This is a genomic window from Aliikangiella aequoris, from assembly GCF_053709105.1.
Genome location: NZ_CM132298.1, coordinates 1276149 through 1300435 on the forward strand (window position 1 = coordinate 1276149; position 24287 = coordinate 1300435).

At 41.4% G+C, this 24287-nt stretch carries 23 protein-coding genes; all 23 read left to right on the plus strand.

The window, feature by feature from the left end:
• The first annotated feature begins 492 nt into the window (after positions 1-492).
• The 23 genes from ACUR5C_RS05650 to ACUR5C_RS05760 all read left to right on the plus strand — a co-directional run bounded on the left by ACUR5C_RS05650 (position 493) and on the right by ACUR5C_RS05760 (position 24253).
• Entirely contained in the window at positions 493-909 is a 417-nt protein-coding gene (locus ACUR5C_RS05650; protein WP_454467384.1) for a response regulator, read from the plus strand.
• 82 nt (positions 910-991) lie between these two features.
• Positions 992-2716, plus strand: a complete 1725-nt coding sequence (locus ACUR5C_RS05655; protein WP_454467385.1) for an acyl-CoA dehydrogenase family protein — start codon at positions 992-994, stop codon at positions 2714-2716.
• 153 nt (positions 2717-2869) lie between these two features.
• Positions 2870-4321 carry a flagellar hook-length control protein FliK gene (locus ACUR5C_RS05660; RefSeq protein WP_454467386.1) on the plus strand — a complete coding sequence of 484 codons (1452 nt, stop codon included), beginning with the start codon at positions 2870-2872 and terminating at the stop codon, positions 4319-4321.
• A 445-nt stretch (positions 4322-4766) separates the two neighbouring features.
• Positions 4767-5312 (plus strand): flagellar basal body-associated FliL family protein, encoded by a 546-nt coding sequence (locus ACUR5C_RS05665; RefSeq protein WP_454467387.1) that lies wholly within the window; start codon positions 4767-4769, stop codon positions 5310-5312.
• 6 nt (positions 5313-5318) lie between these two features.
• Positions 5319-6314: a flagellar motor switch protein FliM gene (gene fliM / locus ACUR5C_RS05670; RefSeq protein WP_454467388.1), complete on the plus strand. Its 996-nt coding sequence runs from the start codon at positions 5319-5321 to the stop codon at positions 6312-6314.
• 3 nt (positions 6315-6317) lie between these two features.
• Positions 6318-6704 (plus strand): flagellar motor switch protein FliN, encoded by a 387-nt coding sequence (gene fliN, locus ACUR5C_RS05675; protein ID WP_454467389.1) that lies wholly within the window; start codon positions 6318-6320, stop codon positions 6702-6704.
• A gap of 14 nt (positions 6705-6718) precedes the next feature.
• Positions 6719-7204 (plus strand): flagellar biosynthetic protein FliO, encoded by a 486-nt coding sequence (gene fliO / locus ACUR5C_RS05680; RefSeq protein ID WP_454467390.1) that lies wholly within the window; start codon positions 6719-6721, stop codon positions 7202-7204.
• Positions 7201-7938, plus strand: coding sequence for a flagellar type III secretion system pore protein FliP (fliP, locus tag ACUR5C_RS05685; protein ID WP_454467391.1), 738 nt, complete (start codon positions 7201-7203; stop codon positions 7936-7938). The genes fliO and fliP overlap by 4 nt, the downstream gene beginning before the upstream one ends.
• 22 nt (positions 7939-7960) lie before the next feature.
• Positions 7961-8230 (plus strand): flagellar biosynthesis protein FliQ, encoded by a 270-nt coding sequence (gene fliQ / locus ACUR5C_RS05690; protein ID WP_454467392.1) that lies wholly within the window; start codon positions 7961-7963, stop codon positions 8228-8230.
• A gap of 12 nt (positions 8231-8242) precedes the next feature.
• The gene (gene fliR / locus ACUR5C_RS05695) at positions 8243-9022 is read left to right on the plus strand and encodes a flagellar biosynthetic protein FliR (RefSeq protein WP_454467393.1); all 780 of its coding nucleotides are present in this window, start codon (positions 8243-8245) and stop codon (positions 9020-9022) included.
• 3 nt (positions 9023-9025) lie between these two features.
• On the plus strand, positions 9026-10153 hold the full coding sequence (gene flhB, locus ACUR5C_RS05700; protein ID WP_454467394.1) for a flagellar biosynthesis protein FlhB: 1128 nt from the start codon (positions 9026-9028) through the stop codon (positions 10151-10153).
• A 45-nt stretch (positions 10154-10198) separates the two neighbouring features.
• Positions 10199-12301, plus strand: coding sequence for a flagellar biosynthesis protein FlhA (gene flhA, locus ACUR5C_RS05705; RefSeq protein WP_454467395.1), 2103 nt, complete (start codon positions 10199-10201; stop codon positions 12299-12301).
• Positions 12302-12419: 118 nt separating this feature from the next.
• Positions 12420-13949, plus strand: a complete 1530-nt coding sequence (flhF, locus tag ACUR5C_RS05710) for a flagellar biosynthesis GTPase FlhF (RefSeq protein WP_454467396.1) — start codon at positions 12420-12422, stop codon at positions 13947-13949.
• A gap of 125 nt (positions 13950-14074) precedes the next feature.
• Positions 14075-14911, plus strand: coding sequence for a MinD/ParA family protein (locus tag ACUR5C_RS05715; protein ID WP_454467397.1), 837 nt, complete (start codon positions 14075-14077; stop codon positions 14909-14911).
• Between the two features lie 81 nt (positions 14912-14992).
• Entirely contained in the window at positions 14993-15709 is a 717-nt protein-coding gene (locus ACUR5C_RS05720) for an RNA polymerase sigma factor FliA (protein WP_454467398.1), read from the plus strand.
• Between the two features lie 102 nt (positions 15710-15811).
• Entirely contained in the window at positions 15812-16186 is a 375-nt protein-coding gene (gene cheY / locus ACUR5C_RS05725; protein ID WP_454467399.1) for a chemotaxis response regulator CheY, read from the plus strand.
• A 28-nt stretch (positions 16187-16214) separates the two neighbouring features.
• Positions 16215-16961: a protein phosphatase CheZ gene (locus ACUR5C_RS05730; RefSeq protein WP_454467400.1), complete on the plus strand. Its 747-nt coding sequence runs from the start codon at positions 16215-16217 to the stop codon at positions 16959-16961.
• Positions 16962-16970: 9 nt separating this feature from the next.
• Entirely contained in the window at positions 16971-19199 is a 2229-nt protein-coding gene (locus ACUR5C_RS05735) for a chemotaxis protein CheA (protein WP_454467401.1), read from the plus strand.
• A 63-nt stretch (positions 19200-19262) separates the two neighbouring features.
• Entirely contained in the window at positions 19263-20354 is a 1092-nt protein-coding gene (locus ACUR5C_RS05740) for a protein-glutamate methylesterase/protein-glutamine glutaminase (RefSeq protein WP_454467402.1), read from the plus strand.
• Positions 20354-21097 (plus strand): flagellar motor protein, encoded by a 744-nt coding sequence (locus tag ACUR5C_RS05745; protein ID WP_454467403.1) that lies wholly within the window; start codon positions 20354-20356, stop codon positions 21095-21097. Before ACUR5C_RS05740 ends, ACUR5C_RS05745 begins: the two co-directional genes overlap by 1 nt.
• Before the next feature lie 4 nt (positions 21098-21101).
• A complete protein-coding gene (locus ACUR5C_RS05750) occupies positions 21102-22037 on the plus strand; it encodes an OmpA family protein (protein WP_454467404.1) in 936 nt (311 codons plus the stop codon).
• Between the two features lie 32 nt (positions 22038-22069).
• Positions 22070-22840 carry a ParA family protein gene (locus tag ACUR5C_RS05755; RefSeq protein WP_454467405.1) on the plus strand — a complete coding sequence of 257 codons (771 nt, stop codon included), beginning with the start codon at positions 22070-22072 and terminating at the stop codon, positions 22838-22840.
• 90 nt (positions 22841-22930) lie between these two features.
• Positions 22931-24253 (plus strand): chemotaxis protein CheW, encoded by a 1323-nt coding sequence (locus tag ACUR5C_RS05760; protein WP_454467406.1) that lies wholly within the window; start codon positions 22931-22933, stop codon positions 24251-24253.
• Positions 24254-24287: the final 34 nt, after the last annotated feature.

A 24287-nucleotide genomic window follows, 5' to 3' on the forward strand; every position in this document is an offset into this window, starting at 1 on the left:
AAATTAATGGCTAGTAGCTCATACTTGACTTGGCTAAATAGAATAAAGAGTTCGAGCTAATCGTACAACTGGCTATTTTGAAAACGGCCATAAGCTGACATTACTGGGTTACTGCTCGACCGGCAAAAGCTGGCATAAAGCGGATATTGCTCCTCCCCCTTTTCAAGGGGGAGTTAGAGGGGGTAAGCCGGACGTTCAACGAAAGAATTATCCCGAGTATTCGACTGGGAGTGCTAACAACCCCACCTAACCTCCCCTTAGAAAGGGGAGGAACCGAGACTTTACAAACCAGATCAAATAAGCTTGAACGCTTTAATAGGTCGATTTTTGTAAAAGGCGAATTTTCAATTTACTTATCAAATAGAAGACGTTAAACAGCTTAATCAATTGACTAGTTACTGTGAAAAGTTCAATATGAGCTATTCAGGCTGCATCCGACTTGGGCGTGAAGGCAAAATGTTTTGCCCTATGGTTTAACTTGGAGTGTAGTCGATGAGTTTACTCCCGATAGTTTTTGCAGATGATGACAAAGAAGATCACTTGCTGGTTCAGCTCGCCTTACACGAAATTGCCGCTTTTAACCCTTTAGTTACGGTTGAAAATGGGGTTGAGCTATTTGATTATTTGAATAATCAGCCTCCTTTTGAAGACGTAGACAAATTCCCCAAGCCTGGTTTAATTCTTTTAGATTTAATTATGCCAGTAAAGGGCGGGCTTGATGCCTTAGCTGAGCTTAAGGCAACACCTAGTTTCGCCGATATTCCTGTGGTTTTGTTTTCAGGCACAATAGAAGAAAAGCAAATTATCATTGGGCGCCAGTCTAATGCCGATCGCTTTGTGGTAAAGCCTTACAAGTTTGAAGAGTTGGTTGAAATAATGCGAGATTTACACCGAACCTGGCTGCAATAATTGGGCTTGCCAAGTTAAGCTGCTCGATTAAAACGGTGATTATGATATATTCTACTAATCGTCGTCGCAGTGAGAGAATCCCATGGGCAGTAACGATCAAAGCAATCAAATTAAAAAAGACAAACACAACAACCAGAATAACCGGTTCAGCCACACTAATCCTGCTATTGAGACCCACCAAGTTTTTAATCAGCCTACTGCGCTTGAAAATTATAACGCATACACTAGTGACCAAGTTTTAAACCATTACATTGAAAAGTTTGGTGGCGCATGGGGGCAGGAGCGTTTAAGTGATTATGGTCATCAGGTCGGGAATCAATTGTTAACCGCTGGATTTTCAGCCAACCAATTTAAACCCGAATTTGAAACGCATGATCGGTTTGGGCATAGAATCGACCAAGTCAACTTTCACCCTGCCTATCACCAGTTAATGGACGCAGCGATTCGAGCAGGTCATCATAGCTTACCTTGGACAACGCCCGATTTAGGTTCGCATGTAATTAGAGCCGGTATTGCCTATTTACATACTCAAGCCGATCCGGGAAGCGGCTGTCCTTTAACCATGACTTTTTCTGCGGTTCCAGCGATCAAACACCAACCAGATATTGCCAAAGTTTGGTTGCCGAAAATAACAGCGAACCATTATGATCCTCAAAATCGACCTTTTTATGAAAAACAAGGCGTTACCATCGGTATGGCCATGACAGAAAAGCAGGGCGGATCAGATGTTAGGGCGAATACAACTAAAGCGCTACCAATAGACCTTCGTGGCGGTGGAAAAAGCTATTTACTTACCGGTCACAAATGGTTTTGTTCCGCACCCATGTGCGATGCATTCTTAGTTTTAGCCCAAGCAGAAGGTGGATTGTCTTGTTTTTTATTACCTAGGTGGCGACCTGATGGCACCAAAAACTCAATGTTTATTCAGCGCCTAAAAAACAAAATGGGCAATATTTCTAATGCGTCGTCAGAAGTAGAGTTTAGAGAAGCTTTTGCGTGGTTAATTGGCGAAGAAGGACGCGGAGTTAAGACTATTTTAGAAATGGTGTCGTTAACACGATTCGACTGTATGCTTGGCTCTTCCGCAATTATGCGGTTGGCCGTGGCTCAAGCTATACACCATACGGGCGGAAGAGAAGTTTTCGGGCAAAACTTACAACAGCAGCCGCTAATGAAAAATGTGCTGGCCGATTTAGCATTGGAGTCTGAAGCTGCGCTAGCGATTAGTTTAAGGCTGGCAAAAGCGCTAGATAATCAAGCCCAAGAGTCTGAAAGGCTGCTATTGCGAATTGGCACAGCCATTGGAAAGTATTGGATTTGTAAACGTGCACCACAACATACCTATGAAGCCATGGAGTCCATTGGCGGGGTGGGAGTAGTTGAGGATAATGTCCTTGCCCGTTTGTATCGAGAGTCTCCAGTTAACGCCATTTGGGAAGGGTCGGGTAATATTCAGTGCTTAGATGTCGCGCGCGCTATTATTAAAGAGCCTAAAGTCACAGCTAATTTTATAAACGAGTTGGAGCAAGCTCAGGCAAAATTTAAAGCTTACGATGATTCATTAGGCCAACTCAAAAATGCATTAGCCCAAAATAAAATTGCAGAAACAGACTTGAGATACTGGGTAGAGAAAATGGCACTTCTGTGGCAAGCGTCGGTATTAATTAATTACTCACCAGCATTTGTAGCTGAGGCATTTATAAACGGTCGTTTAGGAAGTCGGCCAAGTCAAATGTATGGCGCGTTGCAAAGTAATACTGCATTTGAACAACTGATAGAAAGAGCCGCCCCTAAATTAACTTGCTAAAAAGATAGGCTGTTGAGTAGTGGCTTATTTGTTTTTCTTAACGGTTAAGCTGCAAAGTTGGCACTTTTAATGCTGTATTTTCGTAAAGACTATGACTAACCAAAGTTTACTAATAATAGTGCTGTTGGTTAAATTGTTGCGCGGAGAACAGATATGCTAAATTTATTATCACCTTTGTGGTCTACCCAAAGCTCACAGCAAGAGGGAGCCTCAAATGCGAGTGATGCTAATTTTTTCTTTAAAATCAATGGGAAAGAAAGCCTATTAGATTTAACCTATAGTTCTCATGACAGACCTGAAAGCTTCACATCCGTTTTAAATTTTCTGAAAAATGAAGGCGATTTAGCTGATAAAAATACCCCAACGCTTGATTTATCAGCTAACGACTCGCCACATTTTGCCGCAAAAAGTGGCAACCAGTTACCGTTAGACATGGAACCACTCCCCATTGTTAACAATTTTGAAGTTAGTTTTACTAAAAATAAAAAGCAAAAAGACGATTTAATCGTTATTGATTTACCTAAAGATCCAGTAGAAGAGATGGTTGCAAAGTCTGCTAGTATGTTAGATAGCCTTGACCCGACACTTCACTCTGCATCGATAGAAATTAAGAGCACAGACAGCAATGCGAGCAATCAGCTTTTAGGTGGTGCATTGTTAGCTAGCAAAGCCGATAAAGTTAATGCTGGGCAAGTAAGTCAGGGTCAAGAAAGTCCGGGTCAAGTTAAAGCTGACCAAGCGGCTTTGCAAAAAGCTGAACAGCTAAGCGCCTTGATGCCAGAAAAAAGTGGCGCAGCTGAAGTTGAATTAGGCAGAGAGGGAGTGGCAACGCTTTCAAAAAATGCGGGCAAAGATTTAGCCGCAATTCAAAATGCGCTACATGGCAGCGATGATGCCGCAAATGAATCAAAACTTAACCATAAACTTGGCTTAGCCCAAGCCAACGCGTCTAAGCTTGAACGCCAGGAGTTTTTTAGTCAGTTACAAATGAGTCCTTCGGCCACAAATCTAGACAATCAATTAGGGAGCTTAAATAGGGTTGCCAGCTTACTCAACGAAACCCAATCTAAAACGCAGTCTAACGCGCGTTCCAATTTAAGTGCATTAGAGTCTGTTGAAGGCATTAGAGCGCTTTCTAATGTAGAGCATAGTGACACTAAAGCAGGCTTAAAAACGTCTGTGCAGCCAGAAATGCCTCAACAGTTGCAGTTAAAAGGTAATATTCCAGCTAATTTAGCTATGCGAATTCAATGGATGTTTAAACAGGCAATGTCTAGTGCAGAAATTATGCTCGATCCGCCAGAGTTAGGCCCAATGAATGTAAAAATTCAGCAAACCAACGGTGAGACTAATATTGTTTTTCAGGTGAATAATCAAGCGGCCAAAGATGCTTTGTCGGAGCACATGGAAAAGCTAAAAGAAATGCTTGCAGACAGTGGAATTAATTTAGGCGAAGCCAGTGTCAACCAGCGAGGCGCCGGCGAGCAAAAAGACGATTCTTCTGATAATAAAGAGCAAGCGGGCATGCTCGCGGAAAATCAGACTGGCGACCAACAAACCATAACTCAAGAGATTAATCACAACCTTGTTGATGTTTATAGTTAACTGCGCAGCCGTTATTTTAGCTTGGTCAGTTTCATTCAATAAATTCGCTTTGCTAATATTTGCTATTAAATGAGTTGTTAAGCGAGTTATTTAACGGTTTTTTTTAAAGCGAATAAAAACAAAAGCCTTAAACTTTCTGGCTGCTGACTTAATTCTTGTTCGTTTAAGCTTTTCTATCATAGAGTCTATTTACCCTAGAAAAACTCGCCTTCATACGCGCAATGTCATAAAAATGACTCCTCGAAGGTTTTTCCTATTGTTTCCACTAGCTTGTTGTTTTTAATAGACAACTTTTTGACATTTTTATTAAGCAGTAGAGTCTGAATGAAACTAGGCTGTTGATTTATAAGGATATTGTTGAAAGTTGTTTTTCTGGTATAAGTTTTGCATTTTTCCGATATATAGCCTTTACTTTTATAGTAAATGACTAACATTGGAATAAATTATGGCAAATGATGATCAAGATTTAGAAATTGATGTAGGTGGAGATGGCGAAGCTGCGAAAGGTGGCAAAGGCAAACTCATTATTATTATTGCGGCGGTTCTATTAATTGGTGGTGGGGCAGCGGCATTTTTCTTAATGGGCGGCGATGAAACCCCACCAGCTGCTGAAGGCGCAGCTGATGGAGAAGCTGCTGCGGCAGCAGCGCCGGCTCCTGGTGAGCCTAAAGAGAAGCCTATTTATATCGGTGTCCCTAATGCAATTACTGCCAACCTACCGGGTAAACCTAAAAATCGCACGGTGCAAATAAAAATGGTTTTTATGGTGCGTGGAAGTGACGCGCAAGATGCCGTTAAACAGCATATGCCGCAGTTAAAGAACGATGTCTTAATGTTGATTAGTCAACAAACCGTCGAAGACGTGAAAGTGCCGGACGGGCGCATTAAACTACAGGAGAAGGCATTAGAAACTATCCAAGCCACATTAACTGAATTGGTAGGAAAGCCAACAGTTGAAAAAGTCTTGTTTGTTAGCTTTGTAATGCAGTGATGATATATGTCTGATTTATTAAGCCAAGATGAAATCGATGCGCTATTACATGGTGTCGACGATGGTGATATTGATACCGATGAGGATTCGCTAGATCCCTCGGTTGCTCGGCCTTATGATTTTTCTTCACAAGATCGTATTGTCCGCGGGCGAATGCCTTCGCTAGAAATGGTTAATGAGCGTTTTGCACGTCATATGAGAATAAGCCTGTTTAATATGATGCGGCGAAGCGCTGAAATTTCTGTGAATGGCATACAAATGATAAAGTTTAGTGAGTACATTCATAGTTTGTTTGTTCCTACCAGCCTTAATATGGTGAAAATAAAACCATTAAGAGGTACCGCTTTATTTACCTTAGAAGCCAAATTAGTCTTTATTTTGGTTGATAACTTCTTTGGTGGAGACGGACGTTTCCATGCAAAAATAGAAGGCCGAGAATTTACTCCAACTGAAAGACGCATTATTCAATTGCTTTTGCAACAAGCCTTTGTCGATTTACGCGAAGCCTGGTCTCCGGTAATGAAGGTAGACTTTGAATATATGGATTCAGAAGTTAACCCTGCGCTAGCGACAATTGTAAGTCCGAGTGAAGTAGTGTGTGTGTGCAGTTTTAATATTGAGCTTGATGGTGGTGGCGGTAATTTTCATGTCACCATTCCATACTCAATGCTAGAGCCCATTCGGGACAAGTTAGATGCTGGTATTCAAAGCGATCGCGATGACGTAGACGATCGCTGGACTGATACTTTGCGTGAAGAAATTTTAACCGCAGAAGTCGAACTCAGTAGCACTTTGGTTGAAACAGAAGTGAGCTTACGCGATGTAATGGATTTTAAAGAGGGTGACATTATACCCATCGAGTTACCAGATCAAGTGACTTTAAATGCTGGCAACATGCCATGCTTTAGAGCGAGTTTTGGTACATCTAATGGCTATATGGCAGTAAAAATTAAAGAACAGATTTCGCGTGAACATATCATGCGTTCGATTGTAGAGGATTAATTCATGGCAGGTGAAGATAACGGCACTGACGATTGGGCAGATGCAATGAACGAGCAAGCAGAGTCAGAATCGCAAAGCGCAGAAATGCCTCAACTAGAAGAAGATGAAGGTAGTTCTCAGTCTGTTGATAATGAGAAGCTTGATGTTATTTTAGATATTCCGGTTTCACTTTCAATGGAAGTAGGGCGTACTCAAATTCCAATCCGCAACTTATTGCAACTAACACAAGGTTCGGTAGTTGAACTTGACCGATTAGCCGGTGAACCATTAGATGTTATGGTGAATGGTACTTTAATTGCCCACGGCGAAGTGGTAGTGGTGAACGAAAAATATGGTATTCGGCTAACAGATGTAATGAGCCCGTCTGAACGAATTAAGAAACTTAAATAAGCGCTAGGCAACTGATGAAAACTTTTTTAGCTTACTTAATTTGTTCTGCTCGATACGCCAGTGCGTTATTGCTAACTAGCGTTGCTTTTTCTATTCAGGCGCAAGAGTCAATAGAAAAAAATACGCTTAGCGTTAGCCCTGCAAATAATATTAGCTCAATGCTGGTTGGACTATTTTTAGTTTTGGTAGTGATCTTTTTTTTAGCTTTTTTATTAAAGCGATTTACGAGTCTCAATATAGTTTCTAACAATATTAAAGTGATTGAGTCGCAAAGTATTGGTAGTAAAGAAAAGCTGGTTATCGTAGAAATTCAAGATAAGCAATTAGTATTAGGCGTTACCGCGCACTCAATCAACAAAGTTTGCGAGCTAGAAAATAAAATTGAAAAAAAAGCTGTCAAAATGCCTTTTGAAAAAGTAATGCAGCAATTAATGAACCCTCAAAAGCGGTTTGAGCAAGCCAAGCAAGCCAAAAAGCCAATTAGCAGAGATGCCGTATGAAGTTTAAAAGTCTATTGGTAATCGGATTAATTTTTATAGCTAACTCGGTTAGTGCCGATACTGGGATCCCTGTTTTATCTGTAGAAACTAACGAGTCTGGTAACCAAGAGTACAGTGTGACCTTACAAGTACTTGGGTTAATGACATTGCTAACATTTTTACCAGCAATTGTCATGATGATGACTTCATTTATTCGTGTAACCGTTGTATTTGCTATCTTAAGGCAAGCCCTCGGAATGCAGCAAACACCGTCTAATCAAATACTGATTGGGTTAAGCTTGTTTTTAACTTTTTTCATTATGTCGCCCGTTATTGAGCAGGTAAATACTAACTCAGTACAACCTTATTTAAATGAAAGCATTAATGCGCAACAAGCTATTAGTAACGCACAAGCACCATTTAGCGAGTTTATGACAATGCAAACCAGAGAAAGCGATATTGTATTGTTTATGGAACTCTCTGGCACGCCACCTTTAAATGAAGGCGAAAGCATTCCTTTTAAAGTGTTGGTTCCAGCTTTTATTATCAGCGAACTTAAAACCGCTTTTCAAATTGGCTTTTTATTATTTATCCCTTTTTTAATTATTGATTTAGTTATCGCCAGTATTTTAATGGCAATGGGTATGATGATGCTGTCTCCATTAATTATATCGTTACCATTTAAAATTATGCTTTTTGTACTAGTCGATGGCTGGGCCTTAGTTGTTGGTACTTTAGCCACTAGTTTTACATAACTACTTTCATGGGAGAAGCTAAATGACACCCGAAATAGTAGTTGAAGTGTTTCAAAACGCACTTTATGTGATTATTCTGTTAGTCGCTGCGGTGGTTGTTCCTGGGCTAATTGTAGGCCTGATTGTGGCTATTTTTCAGGCTGCTACCAGTATCAATGAACAAACACTTTCTTTCTTACCAAGGCTACTCGTCACGCTAGGTACAATGATATTTTTAGCTAATTGGATATTTGCTACTTTAGTTGGATTTGCCAATGAGCTTTACCTTTCAATTCCTCAGTTAATCGGTTAGGGGAGCGTTAAATTGTTAATAAGTGCAGAGCAAATTCTCGCAACTATGGCTTTATATATTTTGCCATTTGCGCGTTTGTCTGGCTTTTTAATGACTTTAGCTGTGATTGGTTCACGTAACTTTCCACCACGCTTTCGGTTATTATTTGCAGTTGCTATAACCATTTTAGTTGCGCCAACGTTACCTGCTATTCCCGAAGTGAAATTGTTTACCGGCGAAGGCACATTGTTAGTAATAGAGCAAACATTAATCGGGGTGATGTTGGGATTTGTTAGTCGCTTAATGTTAGAAACTTTTGTTGTAGGCGCTCAAATCATAGCTATGCAATCTGGATTAGGTTTTGCTTCGTTAGTTGATCCTTCAAACGGTACGAGTGTTCCTGCACTAGGTCAATTTTTTCTATTAATGAGTACACTATTATTTTTGGCATTAAATGGTCACTCTTTAATGTTAAGAATTGTTGTTGAAAGCTTTACTAGCTTTCCCATTAATAGTCCAGAGCCAATTTGGACAATGGCATGGCAGCTTGTTAGCTGGGCTAAGTGGGTGTTTGCCACCGCCTTGTTAATGGCTTTGGTTAGTATTGCAAGCTTACTTATTGTTAACTTGTCATTTGGCGTTATGACTCGTGCTGCGCCGCAAATTAATGTTTTTGCAGTTGGTTTTCCTATGACTATGTTGTCTGGCTTAATATTAGTTTGGTTGACCTTGAGTTATTTTATTCCGCACTTTGAGTCACAATTAAGTTTAGCTGCAACTTTAATGTGTAGCATGGTTGGAGCGGAGTGCTAAATTATGGCTCAAAATGATGCTGGAGAACGTTCAGAACAGGCCACTCCCAAGCGCTTAAAAGAAGCGCGAGAAAAAGGCCAAGTTGCGCGCTCAAAAGAGCTAACGACCGCATTGCTCTTAATGGCCGCTTCTACCCTGTTGTATAGCTTTTCAACTCCTATGGGGAAAGGCTTTGCAGAAGCCGCAGGCAAAGCTTTTTCGCCAGACAGGAAGCATATATTTAATGAAAAATTTATGCTCAATGCATTGGCTGAGTTGTTGGGTGATGTGATTGTTGCTACAGCGCCATTTTTTCTTATTTTATTTTCTATCGCATTATTCTCATCGTTGTTAACTGGCGGCTTGTCTTTTAGTAGTAAAGCTTTTGCGCCACAAGCTAACCGAATGTCTCCGGCTAAAGGCTTTAAGCGTATGTTTGGTATGCATGCCTTAATGGAGTTGGTAAAAGCACTTGCTAAAGTTGGGGTCGTTTTTTTGGTTGGTTATTTAGTCATGCTGCAAGTGTTCCCCGAATTGGTCGGGTTAGGAAATGGCTCGGTTACTGCCGGAATTGGCCGCTCTATGGATTTAGTCGCGAGAAGCTTTTTTTTAATTTCTTTATCGCTATTAATTATTGCCCTAATCGATGTGCCTTATCAAATTTGGAATCATGCTAAGCAGCTTAAAATGACCAAGCAAGAAGTCAAAGATGAATATAAAGAGTCGGAAGGTCGTCCAGAAGTTAAAGGAAAAATACGACAAGTTCAGCGAGAGTTAGCGCAAAAAAGAATGATGGACGCTATTCCCGATGCCGATGTTGTTGTAACTAACCCAGAGCATTATTCAGTGGCGCTAAAATATGACCCGATTAAATCTGGCGCACCTAAAGTCGTAGCTAAAGGTGTTGATATTATCGCCATGCAAATTAGAAAAGTGGCAATTGCCAATGATGTGCCAATTTTACCGATGCCGCCACTAGCGAGAGCGATCTACCACACAACAGAAATTGATCATGAAGTGCCTAACGGACTTTATTTAGCGGTTGCACAAGCGCTCGCATATATATTTCAAATGCGTAGTTTTATGCAAGGCAAAGCGGACAAACCTAAGCCTTTGGGCGATATTCCAATTCCTGATGAGTTTAAACATTAAGTTATGTTTAAACCAGTAAATACAATGCATGTTAAAGAGTAATTTATGGCAGAACTAGCAGGACAAAAATTTTCATCAAGAAGCCTTTCTGGGTTAGGCACGCCTATTTTATTGTTGGTGCTTTTAGGCATGATGGTATTGCCAATGCCAACCCCTATCTTGGATATTTTATTTACTTTTAATATTTCCTTAGCACTCGTGGTATTGCTAGCTACGGTATACGCCAACCGGCCATTAGACTTTGCTGTGTTTCCTACGATTTTGCTTGTGACTACATTAATGCGTTTGGCTTTAAATGTTGCCTCGACTCGGGTTGTGCTAATTAATGGGCATACTGGTGCAGGTGCTGCGGGTAGTGTTATTGAGTCTTTTGGCTCTGTCGTGATTGGTGGAAATTACGCTGTTGGACTGGTGGTGTTTGCAATATTAGTCATCATTAATTTTGTCGTAGTAACCAAAGGCGCAGGCAGAATTTCAGAAGTGAGCGCGCGTTTCACTTTAGATGCAATGCCGGGTAAGCAAATGGCAATTGATGCCGATTTAAACGCAGGGTTATTAACTCAAGAAGAGGCTCGTGAGCGACGCCAAGAAGTTTCACAAGAAGCAGATTTTTACGGTGCAATGGATGGTGCTTCTAAATTTGTGCGCGGTGACGCGGTGGCTGGTTTGTTAATTCTTTTAATCAACATACTAGGCGGTGTTGCTATTGGTATGGGGCAACATAGTTTAGATTTTTCGACTGCAATGAAATATTACGCGCTATTAACAATTGGTGATGGTTTAGTGGCACAAATTCCAGCCATTTTATTATCAACATCTGCTGCGATTATGGTAACGCGGCAAAACGCAGCGCAGAACATGGGAGAGCAATTAATCGCTCAATTAGTGACTAAGCCGAAAGCGCTTTATATTAGTGGCGGTGTTTTGTTCATTATGGGTGTTATTCCGGGGATGCCTCACTTAGCTTTTTTAACCCTCGCATTTGCGGCAATTGGATTAGGTTATTATATGCAGCTTAAGCTCGCTAAAGAAGCGGTTCAAGCGCAAGCGCAAGAGGCACAAGAGCTACAAGCCGCACCCGAAGCGCCAACAATTAAAGAGCTCAGTTGGGAAGATGTCCCTCCGGTTGATCAAATTGGGCTAGAAGTAGGTTATCGATTAATTCCAATGGTCGACCCAGCGCAAGATGGAAAACTGATGGGACGGATAAAAGGCGTTCGCAAAAAAATATCACAAGAGCTTGGATTTTTAGTTTCGCCCGTGCACATAAGAGATAACTTAGACTTATCACCCAATGCTTATCGAATTGCAATTTTGGGTGCAACGGTCGGCGAAGCAGAAGTTTATCCAGATAAAGAAATGGCGATTAATCCAGGCCAGGTTTTTGGTAACTTAGAAGGGATTAGTACTCAAGATCCGGCATTTGGATTAGAGGCTGTATGGATCGAATCTGAGCAAAAAGATAACGCCCAAGCTTTGGGTTATACCGTAGTTGATGCCAGTACCGTTATTGCGACTCATTTAAGCCATCTTATACAAAACCATGCAGCTGAGCTTTTTGGGCACGAAGAAGCAGAGCAAATGTTAAAAGGATTAGCAAAAACCGCACCTAAATTGGCGGAAAGCTTAGTGCCTGACAATGTGCCGCTAGGAACGCTCGTTAAAGTGCTGCAAAACTTGTTGTTAGAGCAAGTGCCTTTAAAAGATATGCGCACGATCGCCGAAACTTTGGCGGAGTACTCTAATAGAAGTCAAGATCCCGCCGTTTTAACAGGCGCAGTAAGAATTGCACTTAGCCGACTAATTATTCAGAATATCAATGGGTTAGCGCAAGAAATACCCGTAGTAACATTAGCTCCAGACTTGGAACAAATATTGCAGCAGTCATTATCAAGTGGTGGTGGCGACTCAGTCGGGATTGAACCTGGGCTGGCAGATAGAATTCAGTCGTCGCTACGTGATGTGGTAGCACAACAGGAAGCAGCTGGCCAACCAGCGGTATTGCTTACGGCACCAGCATTACGACCTTCACTGGCTAAATTTGCTCGTTTTGGAATTAAAGGCTTACATGTATTAAGTTACCAAGAAGTTCCAGACAATAAACAAATTAAAGTCATTGCAACTGTCGGTAATGTAGAGCAAAACTAGTTTAACTGTTGTGTAAAGTGAGCAATTTAAGTTAGTGCGTCACTGAGTTGTAATTCAAACTTGCCGTTACCTACAAACTGACTTTGTAGTGGGCGATTAGACTAGAGATACTATTGATATGAAAATAAGACGATTTTATGGAGCAAATTTACGCGCTGCGTTACGCCAAGTTACAGAAGAGTTTGGTAACGACGCCGCAATTTTGTCGAATAAAAAAGTGCCTGGCGGGGTCGAAGTCATAGCCGCGCTAGACTACGACGAATCTCTAGTCCCAGAAGCCGCCAAAAATATGAGTAAAGGCCGCTCGTCATTAAGTCATAGCCAAAACTTAGCGGAAGAGCTTATAAAAACTAAGCCACAAACCTGTGTGCAAACTGAGTCTAATCAGAATGATCATTTAGGCGCTGAAGCAGCTGCTCAAAGTGAAGCTCAGTTTCAATCGTCACCAGTTCACCACTCAGCACCAGTACAGAGCCCAACAGCAATCCAAAATAATGGCGCTGAACAAACGGAGCCAAGTAGCCAAGGCTTTAGTGAAGGCTTAGAGCGAGTATTAAAGCAAGCGCAGCAAACGCAACCAACTCCTGGTTTGAGAGCGCACCTTGATCAAAGTGAACAAGCTAAAATGGTTGACTCTATTGCCAAGCAAGCCTTGCAGAGAGAGCATCAGACTATTCCTAAGCCAAATAGTCGTCAACAGCAAGTAGAGTGGAGTCTTGACCCAAGCTTGCAAGCAATGCGCGAAGAGTTAAGCTTAATGCGCAATATGATGTCTGAGCAGCTTAAAGGTATCGCTTGGAATCGTTACACAGAAAACAACCCTGTTAGCGCTATGATTACCCGCCGATTAGCTAATTTAGGGTTAGATTTTGACATAGTGCAAAAAATTTCTCCCCAAGTTGATCTTGAACAAGATCCAGAATGTCAGTGGCAACAAACCTTAGCCACACTTGCTAAGTCGCTCCCCGTTGTAGATAACAACCTACTTGAAAACGGCGGGATTTACGCATTTATGGGACCCACTGGGGTAGGTAAAACTACCACAATAGCCAAACTTGCGGCCCGCTATGTCATAAAGCATGGCGCCAATTCAGTTGCATTGATTACCACCGACAATTACCGAATTTCTGCACAAGAGCAGTTAGCTACTTTTGGAAAAATATTACAACTCCCGGTAGCTAAAGTTACTGATGCCGACGATCTCGAGCGTCAAATAAAGAAATTTGCCGATAAAAAGCTAATTTTGATCGATACCGCAGGCATTAGTAATGAAGATAACCAATTAAGCCGGCCACTAGAGTCAATATCTGAGTGCCGTTTGCCAATTAAAAAGGTGCTTTTAATGTCTGCCGCCAGTCAAAGCCGGGTACTAGACAAGTCATTAACATTATTTAGCCGTTTTAAGCCCGAATTTATTACTATTACCAAACTCGACGAAGCGGCGGGAATGGGTGAAATTTTGAGCAGTGTGTTGAAGTCTCAAATTCCCGTAATATTTACCACCGATGGACAGCGGATCCCAGAAGATATAAGGGCTGCAAAAAGTCATCATTTAGTTTCAAAGGCCGTTTGGCTAGCCAATAAGTTTCCTCGGCACACAGATGAATGGGATTTAGCTCAGTCATTTGAGCGAGTAAAAAGTGCCTAAGGAAAAAATTTATAATCAAACTCACAAAAATTCCAAAATGATCTATGCTTAGAAGTAGGTTAAAAGATTGAAAAGATAAGCTAACTAATTATTTTTAGTCATATTTTGGAGAGGAGCACTCTTTTTTGAATAAGGTTGTGGATATTGTGTCTAGAAATCAATCAAAGCCAGTAAAGGTCATTGCGGTGACAGGCGGAAAAGGCGGGGTTGGAAAAACCAATGTATCGGTTAATCTCGCGGTGGCGTTAAGCCAGTTAGGCCATAAAGTCATGTTACTAGACGCAGATCTTGGTCTTGCCAATGTCGACGTAATGTTAGGGCTGCATACTAAGCACAATTTATCTCATGTTTTGCGTGGAGAGTGTGAGTTAAAAGACACGGTTTTGGAAGGTCCATCAGGTATAAAAATTGTACCTGCGTCTTCCGGCACCCAAAATATGGCCGAACTATCTAAAGCTGAACACGCCGGAATTATTCAAGCTTTCAGCGATATAGGCGACAATATTGATTTTCTAATTGTTGACACTGCCGCCGGAATTACTGACATGGTTGTTAGCTTTACCCGAGCTGCCCAAGATGTATTAACCGTGGTTTGTGACGAGCCTACTTCAATCACCGATGCTTATGCTTTAATGAAAGTATTAAACAAAGACCACGGCTTAGTTAGGTTTCACGTGCTCGCTAATATGGTGAGAACAAGCCAAGAAGGGCGCGAGCTTTACGCAAAGCTAAATGGTGTATGCGGCCGCTTTTTAGACGTTACCTTAGATTATATGGGATCGATTCCTTTTGATGAAAACGTACGTAAATCGGTAAAGAAGCAAAAGCCGTTAGTTGATGCTTTTCCTCGAAGCCCCGCTGCGATTGCGATTAAAAGCCTGGCCAAAAAAGTACAGCAGTGGCCAACACCTAAAGATGCCAGTGGTTATATACAGTTTTTTATGGAGCGATTAGTTTCTTAGTTTTCGCTTAACGCAAAATAATTAAGTCAACTAATTCAATGTGAACAACGAATATTTGCAAACTATAGACGAGAAAACAGTGTGACAGGTGCGGATACCTACAGTCGAGTTCAACAGGATGACTTTGCCTCGCGTTATGCTCCGTTAGTCAAACGCATAGCGCATCATGTTATGGCAAGGCTACCGGCGAGTGTGTTACTGGACGATTTATTACAGGCAGGAATGCTCGGGCTATTGGAAGCCCGTAATAACTTTGACGCGAGTAAAGGTGCAAGCTTTGAAACCTTTGCGGGAATAAGAATTCGCGGTGCCATGATTGATGAAATACGCCGTGGTGATTGGGTACCACGCTCGGTGCATAAGAACTCGCGCTCAATTGCCGCAGCGATTGCTGACATAGAACAAGAAACAGGGCGAGACGCCCGAGATACCGAAGTCGCAGAAAGACTAGGTGTTGAAGTAGATGATTATCGACAAATGCTAATGGAAGTTAGCAATGGTCATATGATGGACTTCGACGGTATGGGGGTAGATGAAGAGTATTTTAGCCAAGGTTTGTCAGATAGTGGCCTAACCCCAGAAGAAAGAATACAAAAAGAAGACTTTAGAAACTCATTAGCTGGTGCTATTTCATCGCTACCAGAGCGAGAAAAGCTTGTTTTAGCGCTTTATTATGATGAAGAATTAAACTTAAAAGAAATTGGTGAAGTGCTTGGAGTTAGTGAGTCACGAATTAGCCAAATTAACAGTCAGGCGATGTTGAGACTACAATCTCGATTAAAAGATTGGAAGAAATAAGTATTCTTGACTAAATTTAAGGTAACTTCTTAAAAACTATAATTTTTTAAATAACTTTAACCTATTGAAAAATCCAACCGGAGATAGACTTTGGACAAGAATATGAAAATCTTAGTAGTAGATGATTTTTCGACGATGCGTCGGATAATTAAGAATCTACTCAGAGATCTCGGGTTTACCAACACCCATGAAGCTGATGACGGCAATACGGCTTTACCTATGTTACAAACGGGTAATTTTGACTTCTTAGTCACTGACTGGAATATGCCTGGTATGCAAGGTATCGACTTACTTAAAGCCGTTAGAGCTGATGACAAACTCAAAACTTTACCTGTATTAATGGTAACTGCTGAGTCGAAACGTGAACAAATAATTGAAGCAGCCCAAGCAGGTGTCAATGGATACATTGTAAAGCCTTTTACCGCCGCAACATTAAACGAAAAGTTAAGTAAAATTTTCGAGCGCATCGAAAGCTAAGGCTTTTGATAATAAAAGGATATTGCTAATGAATTTATCAGATAAACAGCAGCTCGAAAAAACCATTGTGCAAACAAGAGAGTTGTTAGCCCATTTAGAAGCCGATGAAATTGAAGATGCTCAAGAATTAATCGATTCGCTTAATGACGATGGTAATGAAGATCTATTTGTTGAAATAGGTAAATTAACTCGCCACTTACATGAAGCATTAACTAACTTTCAGTTAGACTCAAAAATTACCGATCTTGCTGCTCAAGACATTCCCAATGCAAAAGACCGCTTAAACTATGTGATTGAGAAAACTGAAGCTGCGGCTAATAAAACTATGGATCAAGTGGATAACTGTCATCAAATGGCAGATACCATTTCGAAAGACTCACAAGAGCTATTAGATGAATGGCAAAAGCTTTATCGGCGAGAGTTAGAGCCGGGTGATTTTAGAAAGTTGTGCAAAAAAATTGAAGCACATTTAGTGAAAAATAAAAATACATCAGACCAACTTCGTAGTGGCTTATCTGAAGTGTTAATGGCACAAGATTACCAAGACTTAACCGGACAGGTGATTCGCCAAGTAATTACCTTGGTGCAAGATGTTGAAGAGAGCATGGTTAACGTAATTAAAATGTTTGGTAATTTAGATGATTACCACTCAAATGCGAGTGAGGTTAAAGTTAAAGAAGGAGTTGAAGGCCCCATTACCAACAAAGACAAGCGTACGGATGTAGTGAGTGGTCAAGATGAAGTAGATGACCTTCTTTCAAGTCTAGGATTTTAGGAGGTCTGAATGTCGTTTGAAGCGGACGAGGAAATCCTTCAGGACTTCTTGATCGAAGCTGGGGAAATACTAGAAGAAATGTCTGAGCAGCTGGTTGCTTTAGAAAATGAGCCAGAAGACATGGATTTACTGAATGGTATTTTTAGAGGCTTTCATACGGTCAAAGGTGGAGCCGGTTTTCTTTCTTTAGAGCCGCTGGTTGAAATTTGTCATATTACTGAAAATATTTTTGATATTTTGCGCAATGGCGGCAGAAAAGCTGACGCCGATTTAATGGATTATATTCTTCAAGCACTCGACGTTGTTAATGAAATGTTTGAGTGTGTACGTAATGGTGAATACCCAGAACCAGCCGAAAGAGAGCTATTGGCTAAATTAGGCACTTTCGCAACGGCAGAAGGAGAAGCTGCTCCGGCTGTGCCGGCAGAAACTGCGCCTGTTCAACCCGAAAACACGAATGCAGAAAGCGATGAAATTACGGATAGTGAATTTGATGCACTACTCGACGAGCTGCAGTCTGAGTCTAGTAAAGATATTAAACCACCTGAGTTAAATCCTGAGGTTAAAATTGAGGACTCTGCGGAGTCAACTGCAGATGACATCACTGACGATGAATTTGAAGCGCTATTAGATGAACTGCACGGCAAAGGTAAGTCGATTAGTTCTGCAGAGCCGACTAAAGCTCCAGCTGCAGCGAGTGTTGAGCCAAAAGCAGGAGATGAAATAACCGATGACGAATTTGAATCTCTATTAGACGAACTGCATGGCAAGGGTGGTTCAGTTACTGCTCCTAGCACCCCAGCCGTTTCCAAAGCGCCAAGTGCAGCTGCTACAAATTCAGATGAAATTAATGATGATGAGTTTGAAGCTTTGTTAGATGAGCTCCATGGTGCTGGTGCAGGCCCAACAAAAGGCAATGTTGGAGGGGCTGCTTCACCGCCACCACCACCGCCACCACCGCCACCACCGCCACCACCGCCGGCAGCCGCGAAGCCAGTCGCGCCTGCAGCTAACACAGCAAAACCTAAACCTGCTGCAGGAGGTAAAGCGCCTGCTAAACGAGGTGGAGGAAACCTCGCAGAAGCTACCGTAAGGGTTGATACCAAGCGACTTGACGATATTATGAATATGGTTGGAGAGCTTGTTCTTGCGCGTAACCGCTTAAAAACATTAGGTCAAAAAACTCAAGATGAACATTTAGGCAAAGCCATAAGCAACCTAGACATTGTGACGGCTGATTTGCAAGGTGCGGTAATGAAAACCCGCATGCAACCAATTAAAAAGGTTTTTGGTCGATTCCCAAGAGTTGTGAGAGATTTGGCGCGGAGCCTCAAGAAAGAAATCACATTAGAAATGATTGGTGAAGAAACCGATTTAGATAAAAATTTAGTTGAAGCCTTAGCCGACCCGCTGGTTCACTTAGTTAGAAATTCAGTTGATCACGGAATTGAATCACCAGAAGAGCGTGTTGCTGCAGATAAAACGAGAAACGGTAAAATTATTTTGTCTGCCGCGCAAGAGGGTGATCATATTATGCTCGCCATTGAAGATGACGGCAAAGGAATGGATGCCGAGCGTTTAAAAGATATTGCCGTAGAAAAAGGCCTAATGGACCGCGAGCAAGCTGATCGACTGACCGATGTTGAGTGTTATAACCTGATTTTTATGGCAGGATTTTCTACCAAGCAAGAAATTTCTGATATTTCCGGGCGTGGTGTGGGTATGGATGTGGTTAAAACCAAAATTACCCAATTAAATGGTTCTTTGTCTATCGAGTCGACCCTTGGCAAAGGCACTAAAATATTAATTAAAGTACCATTAACATTAGCGATACTGCCGACTTTGATGGTCAAGGTAAAGCAGCAAACTTTTGCATTGCCATTAACCGCAGTTAATGAAATTTTTCATTTAGATTTAACTAAAACCAATATTGTTGATGGTCAAATGATGATAGTGGTTAGAGAAAAAGCCTTGCCATTGTTTTACTTAAACGAATGGCTAACCGTAAATGGCAATGGTGAACGAGAAAAAGAAGGTCATGTTGTGCTTGTGCAAGTTGGAACTAAGCAAGTGGGCTTTGTGGTTGATTCACTCATTGGCCAAGAAGAAGTTGTCATTAAGCCGTTAGGAAAATCACTTCATGGCACGCCTGGAATGGCGGGAGCTACTATTACCAGTGATGGTGGTATTGCGCTTATTGTAGATATACCTAGCTTGTTGAAACACTATGTGGGATAAACTAAAACTGCTTAATCAAATCAAATTTAAAGTTTATCTATTGATAAAAGTGAGGGGTATTAAGTGGCAATAAAAGTACTTATTGTTGACGACTCTCAGTTTTTTTGCCGTCGAGTCGGCTCAATTTTAAATGCTGTTTCTGATATTAAAATTGTTGGAGTTGCCAACAATGGGCGTGAAGCAATTCAAAAAGCTGAAGCCTTGCAACCAGATGTAATTACGCTTGATGTTGAAATGCCAATTATGGATGGCATTACGGCATTAGGTGAAATTGTTAAGGTTTGTAAAGCCAAAGTATTAATGCTGTCATCGTTAACTTATGAAAATGCCAAAACAACTCTTGACGCGCTAGACGCTGGAGCTACAGATTTTTTATTGAAGTCGTATGAGTCTCTTTCTTCAGATAACACTAATCTAGTAATGCAGTTACAAACAAAGATTAGAGAGTTAGGTGCCGCCAAACGATTTGTAAGAACTAGCCCAACAATTGAAAAGTCTCAACCTAGCGTACAAAATAAAAGCGCATTGCAACCTGCGCGTAAAAGTCCAGTGGGCAATGCAAAACCGATTGTTAGCAAGCTCAGCAACCAATTAAAACTGGTGGCTATTGGCGCATCAACCGGAGGCCCTGTTGCGCTACAGAAAGTACTAGCCAGCTTGCCTGCCAACTTCCCTTATCCGATTACTGTGACTCAACATATGCCCGGTACTTTTACTGGTGCATTTGCGACGCGATTGAATAGTTTATCTAAGTTAAACGTGGTGGAAGCGCAAGATGGAATGAATTTACAGCGCGGTTATGTCTATATTGCTCCGGGCGGAAAGCAAATGGTTTTTAGTGGTTCGGCTAATCAGCCGAGAATACAAGTTAGGCCAACAGATCCGCGACTACAGTTTTCTCCTTCAGTCGATTTAACTTTTGGTTCAGCGGCGAAAATCTTTAACGGTCAAGTGTTAGCGATTATTTTAACGGGTATGGGCTCAGATGGAACTGAGGGAAGTCGCTTAATAAAGCAAAAAGGCGGAACCGTTTGGGCGCAAGATGAAGCCTCTTGTGTAGTTTATGGCATGCCTATGTCAGTAAAAAAAGCGGGTTTGGTTGATTCGCAACTGGCTATTGATCAATTTTCAGCTGCACTGATAAAGCAAATATAATGGATAAGTTAACTATCATTGGCATTTTAATCGCGGTTCTTGCGATTTTTAGTGGGCAATTACTCGAAGGCGGTAGCATCGAGGCGTTACTAGACGCATCGGCGTTTGTGATTGTCGTCGGTGGTAGTGTTGGTGCTGTCATGGTTCAATCGCATGCGAAAACATTTGTGAGAGCGCTCAGTATCACTAAATGGATTTTTAAGCCGCCTGTATTGCCCGTGGCCGATGGTATTAAACAAATAGCTGATTGGAGTTTTGTGGCTCGCAGAGAAGGATTGCTTGGACTAGAAAAAAAACTAGAAGAAGATATTGAGCCCTTTGTGCTGAGAGGCTTAAATATGTTAGTTGATGGCAATGACGCTAAAGCAATTCGTGAAGCCATGTATGTTGAGTTAGATGTTAATGATAAACACTTGTTAGAGGCAGCAAAAATATATGAGTCGATTGGCGGCTATTCGCCAACGATTGGCATAGTGGGTGCTGTGTTAGGTCTCATTCACGTAATGGGCAATTTAAGCAACCCAGAATTATTAGGTGCGGGAATTGCCACGGCTTTTGTTGCCACTATTTACGGTGTAGGTTTCGCAAACTTATTTTTTATTCCCATTTATCATAAATTACGCGCAATTATTGCTCAGCAATCGCAATATCGAGAAATGCTTATTGAGGGGATAGCCTGTATTGCAGAAGGAGAAAATCCTCGAGTTATCGAGGGTAAGTTAAACGGATATTTAGTAGGCTAAACCGATGCGCCGAAACCGTATAAACTTATTTGACGATGAGCAAGACACCGGACGTTGGCTTATTTCTTATGCAGACTTTATCACGCTGCTGTTTGCTTTTTTTGTTGTGATGTATTCCATTTCACAGATTAATGAAAGTAAATATAAATTACTAACTGACTCTTTAGTACAAGCCTTTGATACGCCGCAACGCAGCCTAAAACCAATTCAAGTGGGAGAAGTTAATCGCAGCTTACAGCCGATTACTGGCGATAATATTGAGCAGCCAGATATCGATCAAAATGAAGAGTCTGGAAGTAATGATGCGACTAACTTTGCTAGCACAGAAGAGTTTAAAGATCTTGAAAATGGATTAAGAGAATCTTTAGGTGGTCTTATTGAGCAAGAGCTCGCGCAAATATCCAGTAACTCAGATTGGATAAACATTAGTTTGCGCAGCGGTTTACTTTTTCCGTCGGGAAGTGATCAACTCAATGAAGGAGCCGACCCCTTGCTTGCGGAAGTAGCGCAACATTTAAACACCAATCAGCAACTGGTTTTAGTGCATGGTCACACCGACAATATTCCTATTAATACGGAAAAGTTTCCTTCTAATTGGGAGCTTTCTAGCGCGCGTGGCGTCGCAGTGGTACGGAAATTGCAGAACTTAGATGTCAATCCCGCACGCTTAAGTGTAGAGGGGCATGGAGAGTTCAAACCGGTTGCGTCAAATGATACCGCAGAAAACAGAACCAAAAACCGACGCGTGGTAATTGCTATATCGAGAAAGCAAGCCGTCGCAGAGCCTCCTACAACAACTTCTGTTGTTGAACAACCTCAGCCCGCCAGCGTAACGGAGCAAAAAGATAAGGAACCTGAGTTTCAAATTATTAGGTTGCCCGGCGGTGGAATTTTGATTCGAGGCAAAGATTTGCCGGAAAACTCGCAAAATAATCAATAAGATTCCGTCCTTTAATTTATTCGAGGTTAGTTGTGAAAGTTTGGACTGTTGCCAATCAAAAAGGCGGGGTAGGTAAAACAACCAGTGTTGCCTCGTTAGCGGGAATATTAGCGCAGCAAGGTTACCGTATTTTGGTGGTAGACAGTGATCCGCATGCGTCTTTAACTTCCTATTTTGGCTATGACAGTGAAGCGCTCGGTAAAACCCTATTTAATTGGTTTGCTGAGCCGCCTGTGTCAGCTTCGCAAGCGCAGCAGTGTATTGTAAAGCTGGATGAAAAAAATATCAGTTTATTGCCAGCATCACTGAGTTTAGCCACTTTAGATAAGCGCTTTAGCAGTCGCGAAGGTATGGGGCTAGTTATGACTCGCAGCCTTAAACTGCTAGAACAAGACTTCGATATTGTGTTAATTGATTGTCCTCCTGTTTTAGGTGTTTTGTTGATTAATGCACTCGCTGCGTGCCAACAGCTAATAATTCCTGTGCAAACCGAATTTTTAGCGATTAAGGGGCTAGAAAGAATGATGAACACCCTTAATATGGTAATAAAAGCGCAACATCACTCAATAGGGTATACTATAGTTCCTACCATGTTTGATCGCAGAACCAAGGCTTCAATACAAGCGCTAAGAAATATGCGCGATGAATTTGGCGGGCATTTATGGGAAAGAGTTATTCCGGTAGATACTAAGTTTAGAGACGCCTCTCGGTTTCATCAAACGCCTAGCTTAGCCTTTCCAGACACCCATGGGGTAAAAGCATATTTCAAGTTAGCTGAACACATGCTGCTGCAGTCTAGCTAGTAAAACTTTGAGTTTAAATAGCCAAGCTATTTGGTAATACGGCAAGCATGTAAATGGCTTATTTTTTGTAAAACGATTTTGAGATTGAACATGAAGTTAAATAAACCGCCAGTGAGTGAAGAGCAAAGCATACTCGAAGAGTATGTTGAGTTCTTATTGGTGGATAATTCCAATGTTCACCCGATACGCCAAAAAATAAAAGTCATTGAGGCTAATGATGATAAAACTAGCCAAGATAAAACTAGCGAAAGTAATACCGGCGCTGTTAAAACGAGTAGTGAAAACTCGAAAGCCAGTTCAGATTTATCTCTTTCAAAAGACCTTAATGAGTCTCAATTAAAAGTTAATGATGGTGATAAGCTTAATCCTGAATCAGTGCCAGAAAACCCATCAGTAAGCGCAGAATCGGAACCAGCACCTAAAGTGCATTCACAGCCTAATCCGCCGTTAGAAAATGCAGCCGTAAATAACACCTCTGACGGGCGAAGGTCACTAGAGCAAACTGAACTAGCACAAGAAGCGCCAGAAGAAGAGCAGTTAAAGCAGTGGGATGCGTTGATAACCCAAGAGAAAGAACAAACTTATTTAAAAGAGCATCCAGACGAAAATATCGACCACCGAGCAGACCTTTCTGCAGCAAAGAAAGCCGACAAGAAACCAGCGCAAGACGCTTTAAATCAGTACGCGTCAAACAAAACTTCGCACCAAGAAACTGAATCTTTAGTGGGAGATTATTTACCAAAACCCAACCCTCAAACCGATAGTGCGCCACTTTCACAAGAATCACCTGACCAGCGTTTAAAAACGGTTGAAAAATTATTAGCTAGAATTGCGTTTAAAACATTACCTGAGAGCGACCATTCAACGGCAGATAAAACTACCCTTAAAAATCAAGCAATAATCAGTGAAGAGCAGCAAGTTCAAGTCGAACAAGCTACTTTTGTCGAACGCCAACCAGAAAAAGCTAAAGACTTTTTGCCCGAAGTTTTTCAAACGCTTATTTTTAAAGTCGGAAAACTGCCTCTAGCCGTTCCATTAATTAAATTAGGCGGCATATCTAAAATTAGTGTGCAAGATATAACTCCAATGGTGGGAACGCCAGATTGGTTTATCGGATTAGTTCCTAATGAAAGAGGCAGCTTAATGGTTATTGATACTCAAAAGTATTTAATGCCAGAGCAAGCTGTCGATAAAACGCAAGAATATCAATATATTATTTTATTAGATGATTCGAACTGGGCTTTAGCCTGCCATTCTGTTGGTGACGCCAAAAACCTTACCCATAACGATGTACGTTGGGCAGAAAAGTCATCACGAAGACCTTGGTTCGCAGGTATGGTAGTAGATTATATGAGTGCTTTAATTGAAGTAGACGCATTAATTAATATGCTAGTTGAAAGTGTGTCTGACTGATGCGAACATATTATTAACAGAAACAAGGCGATAT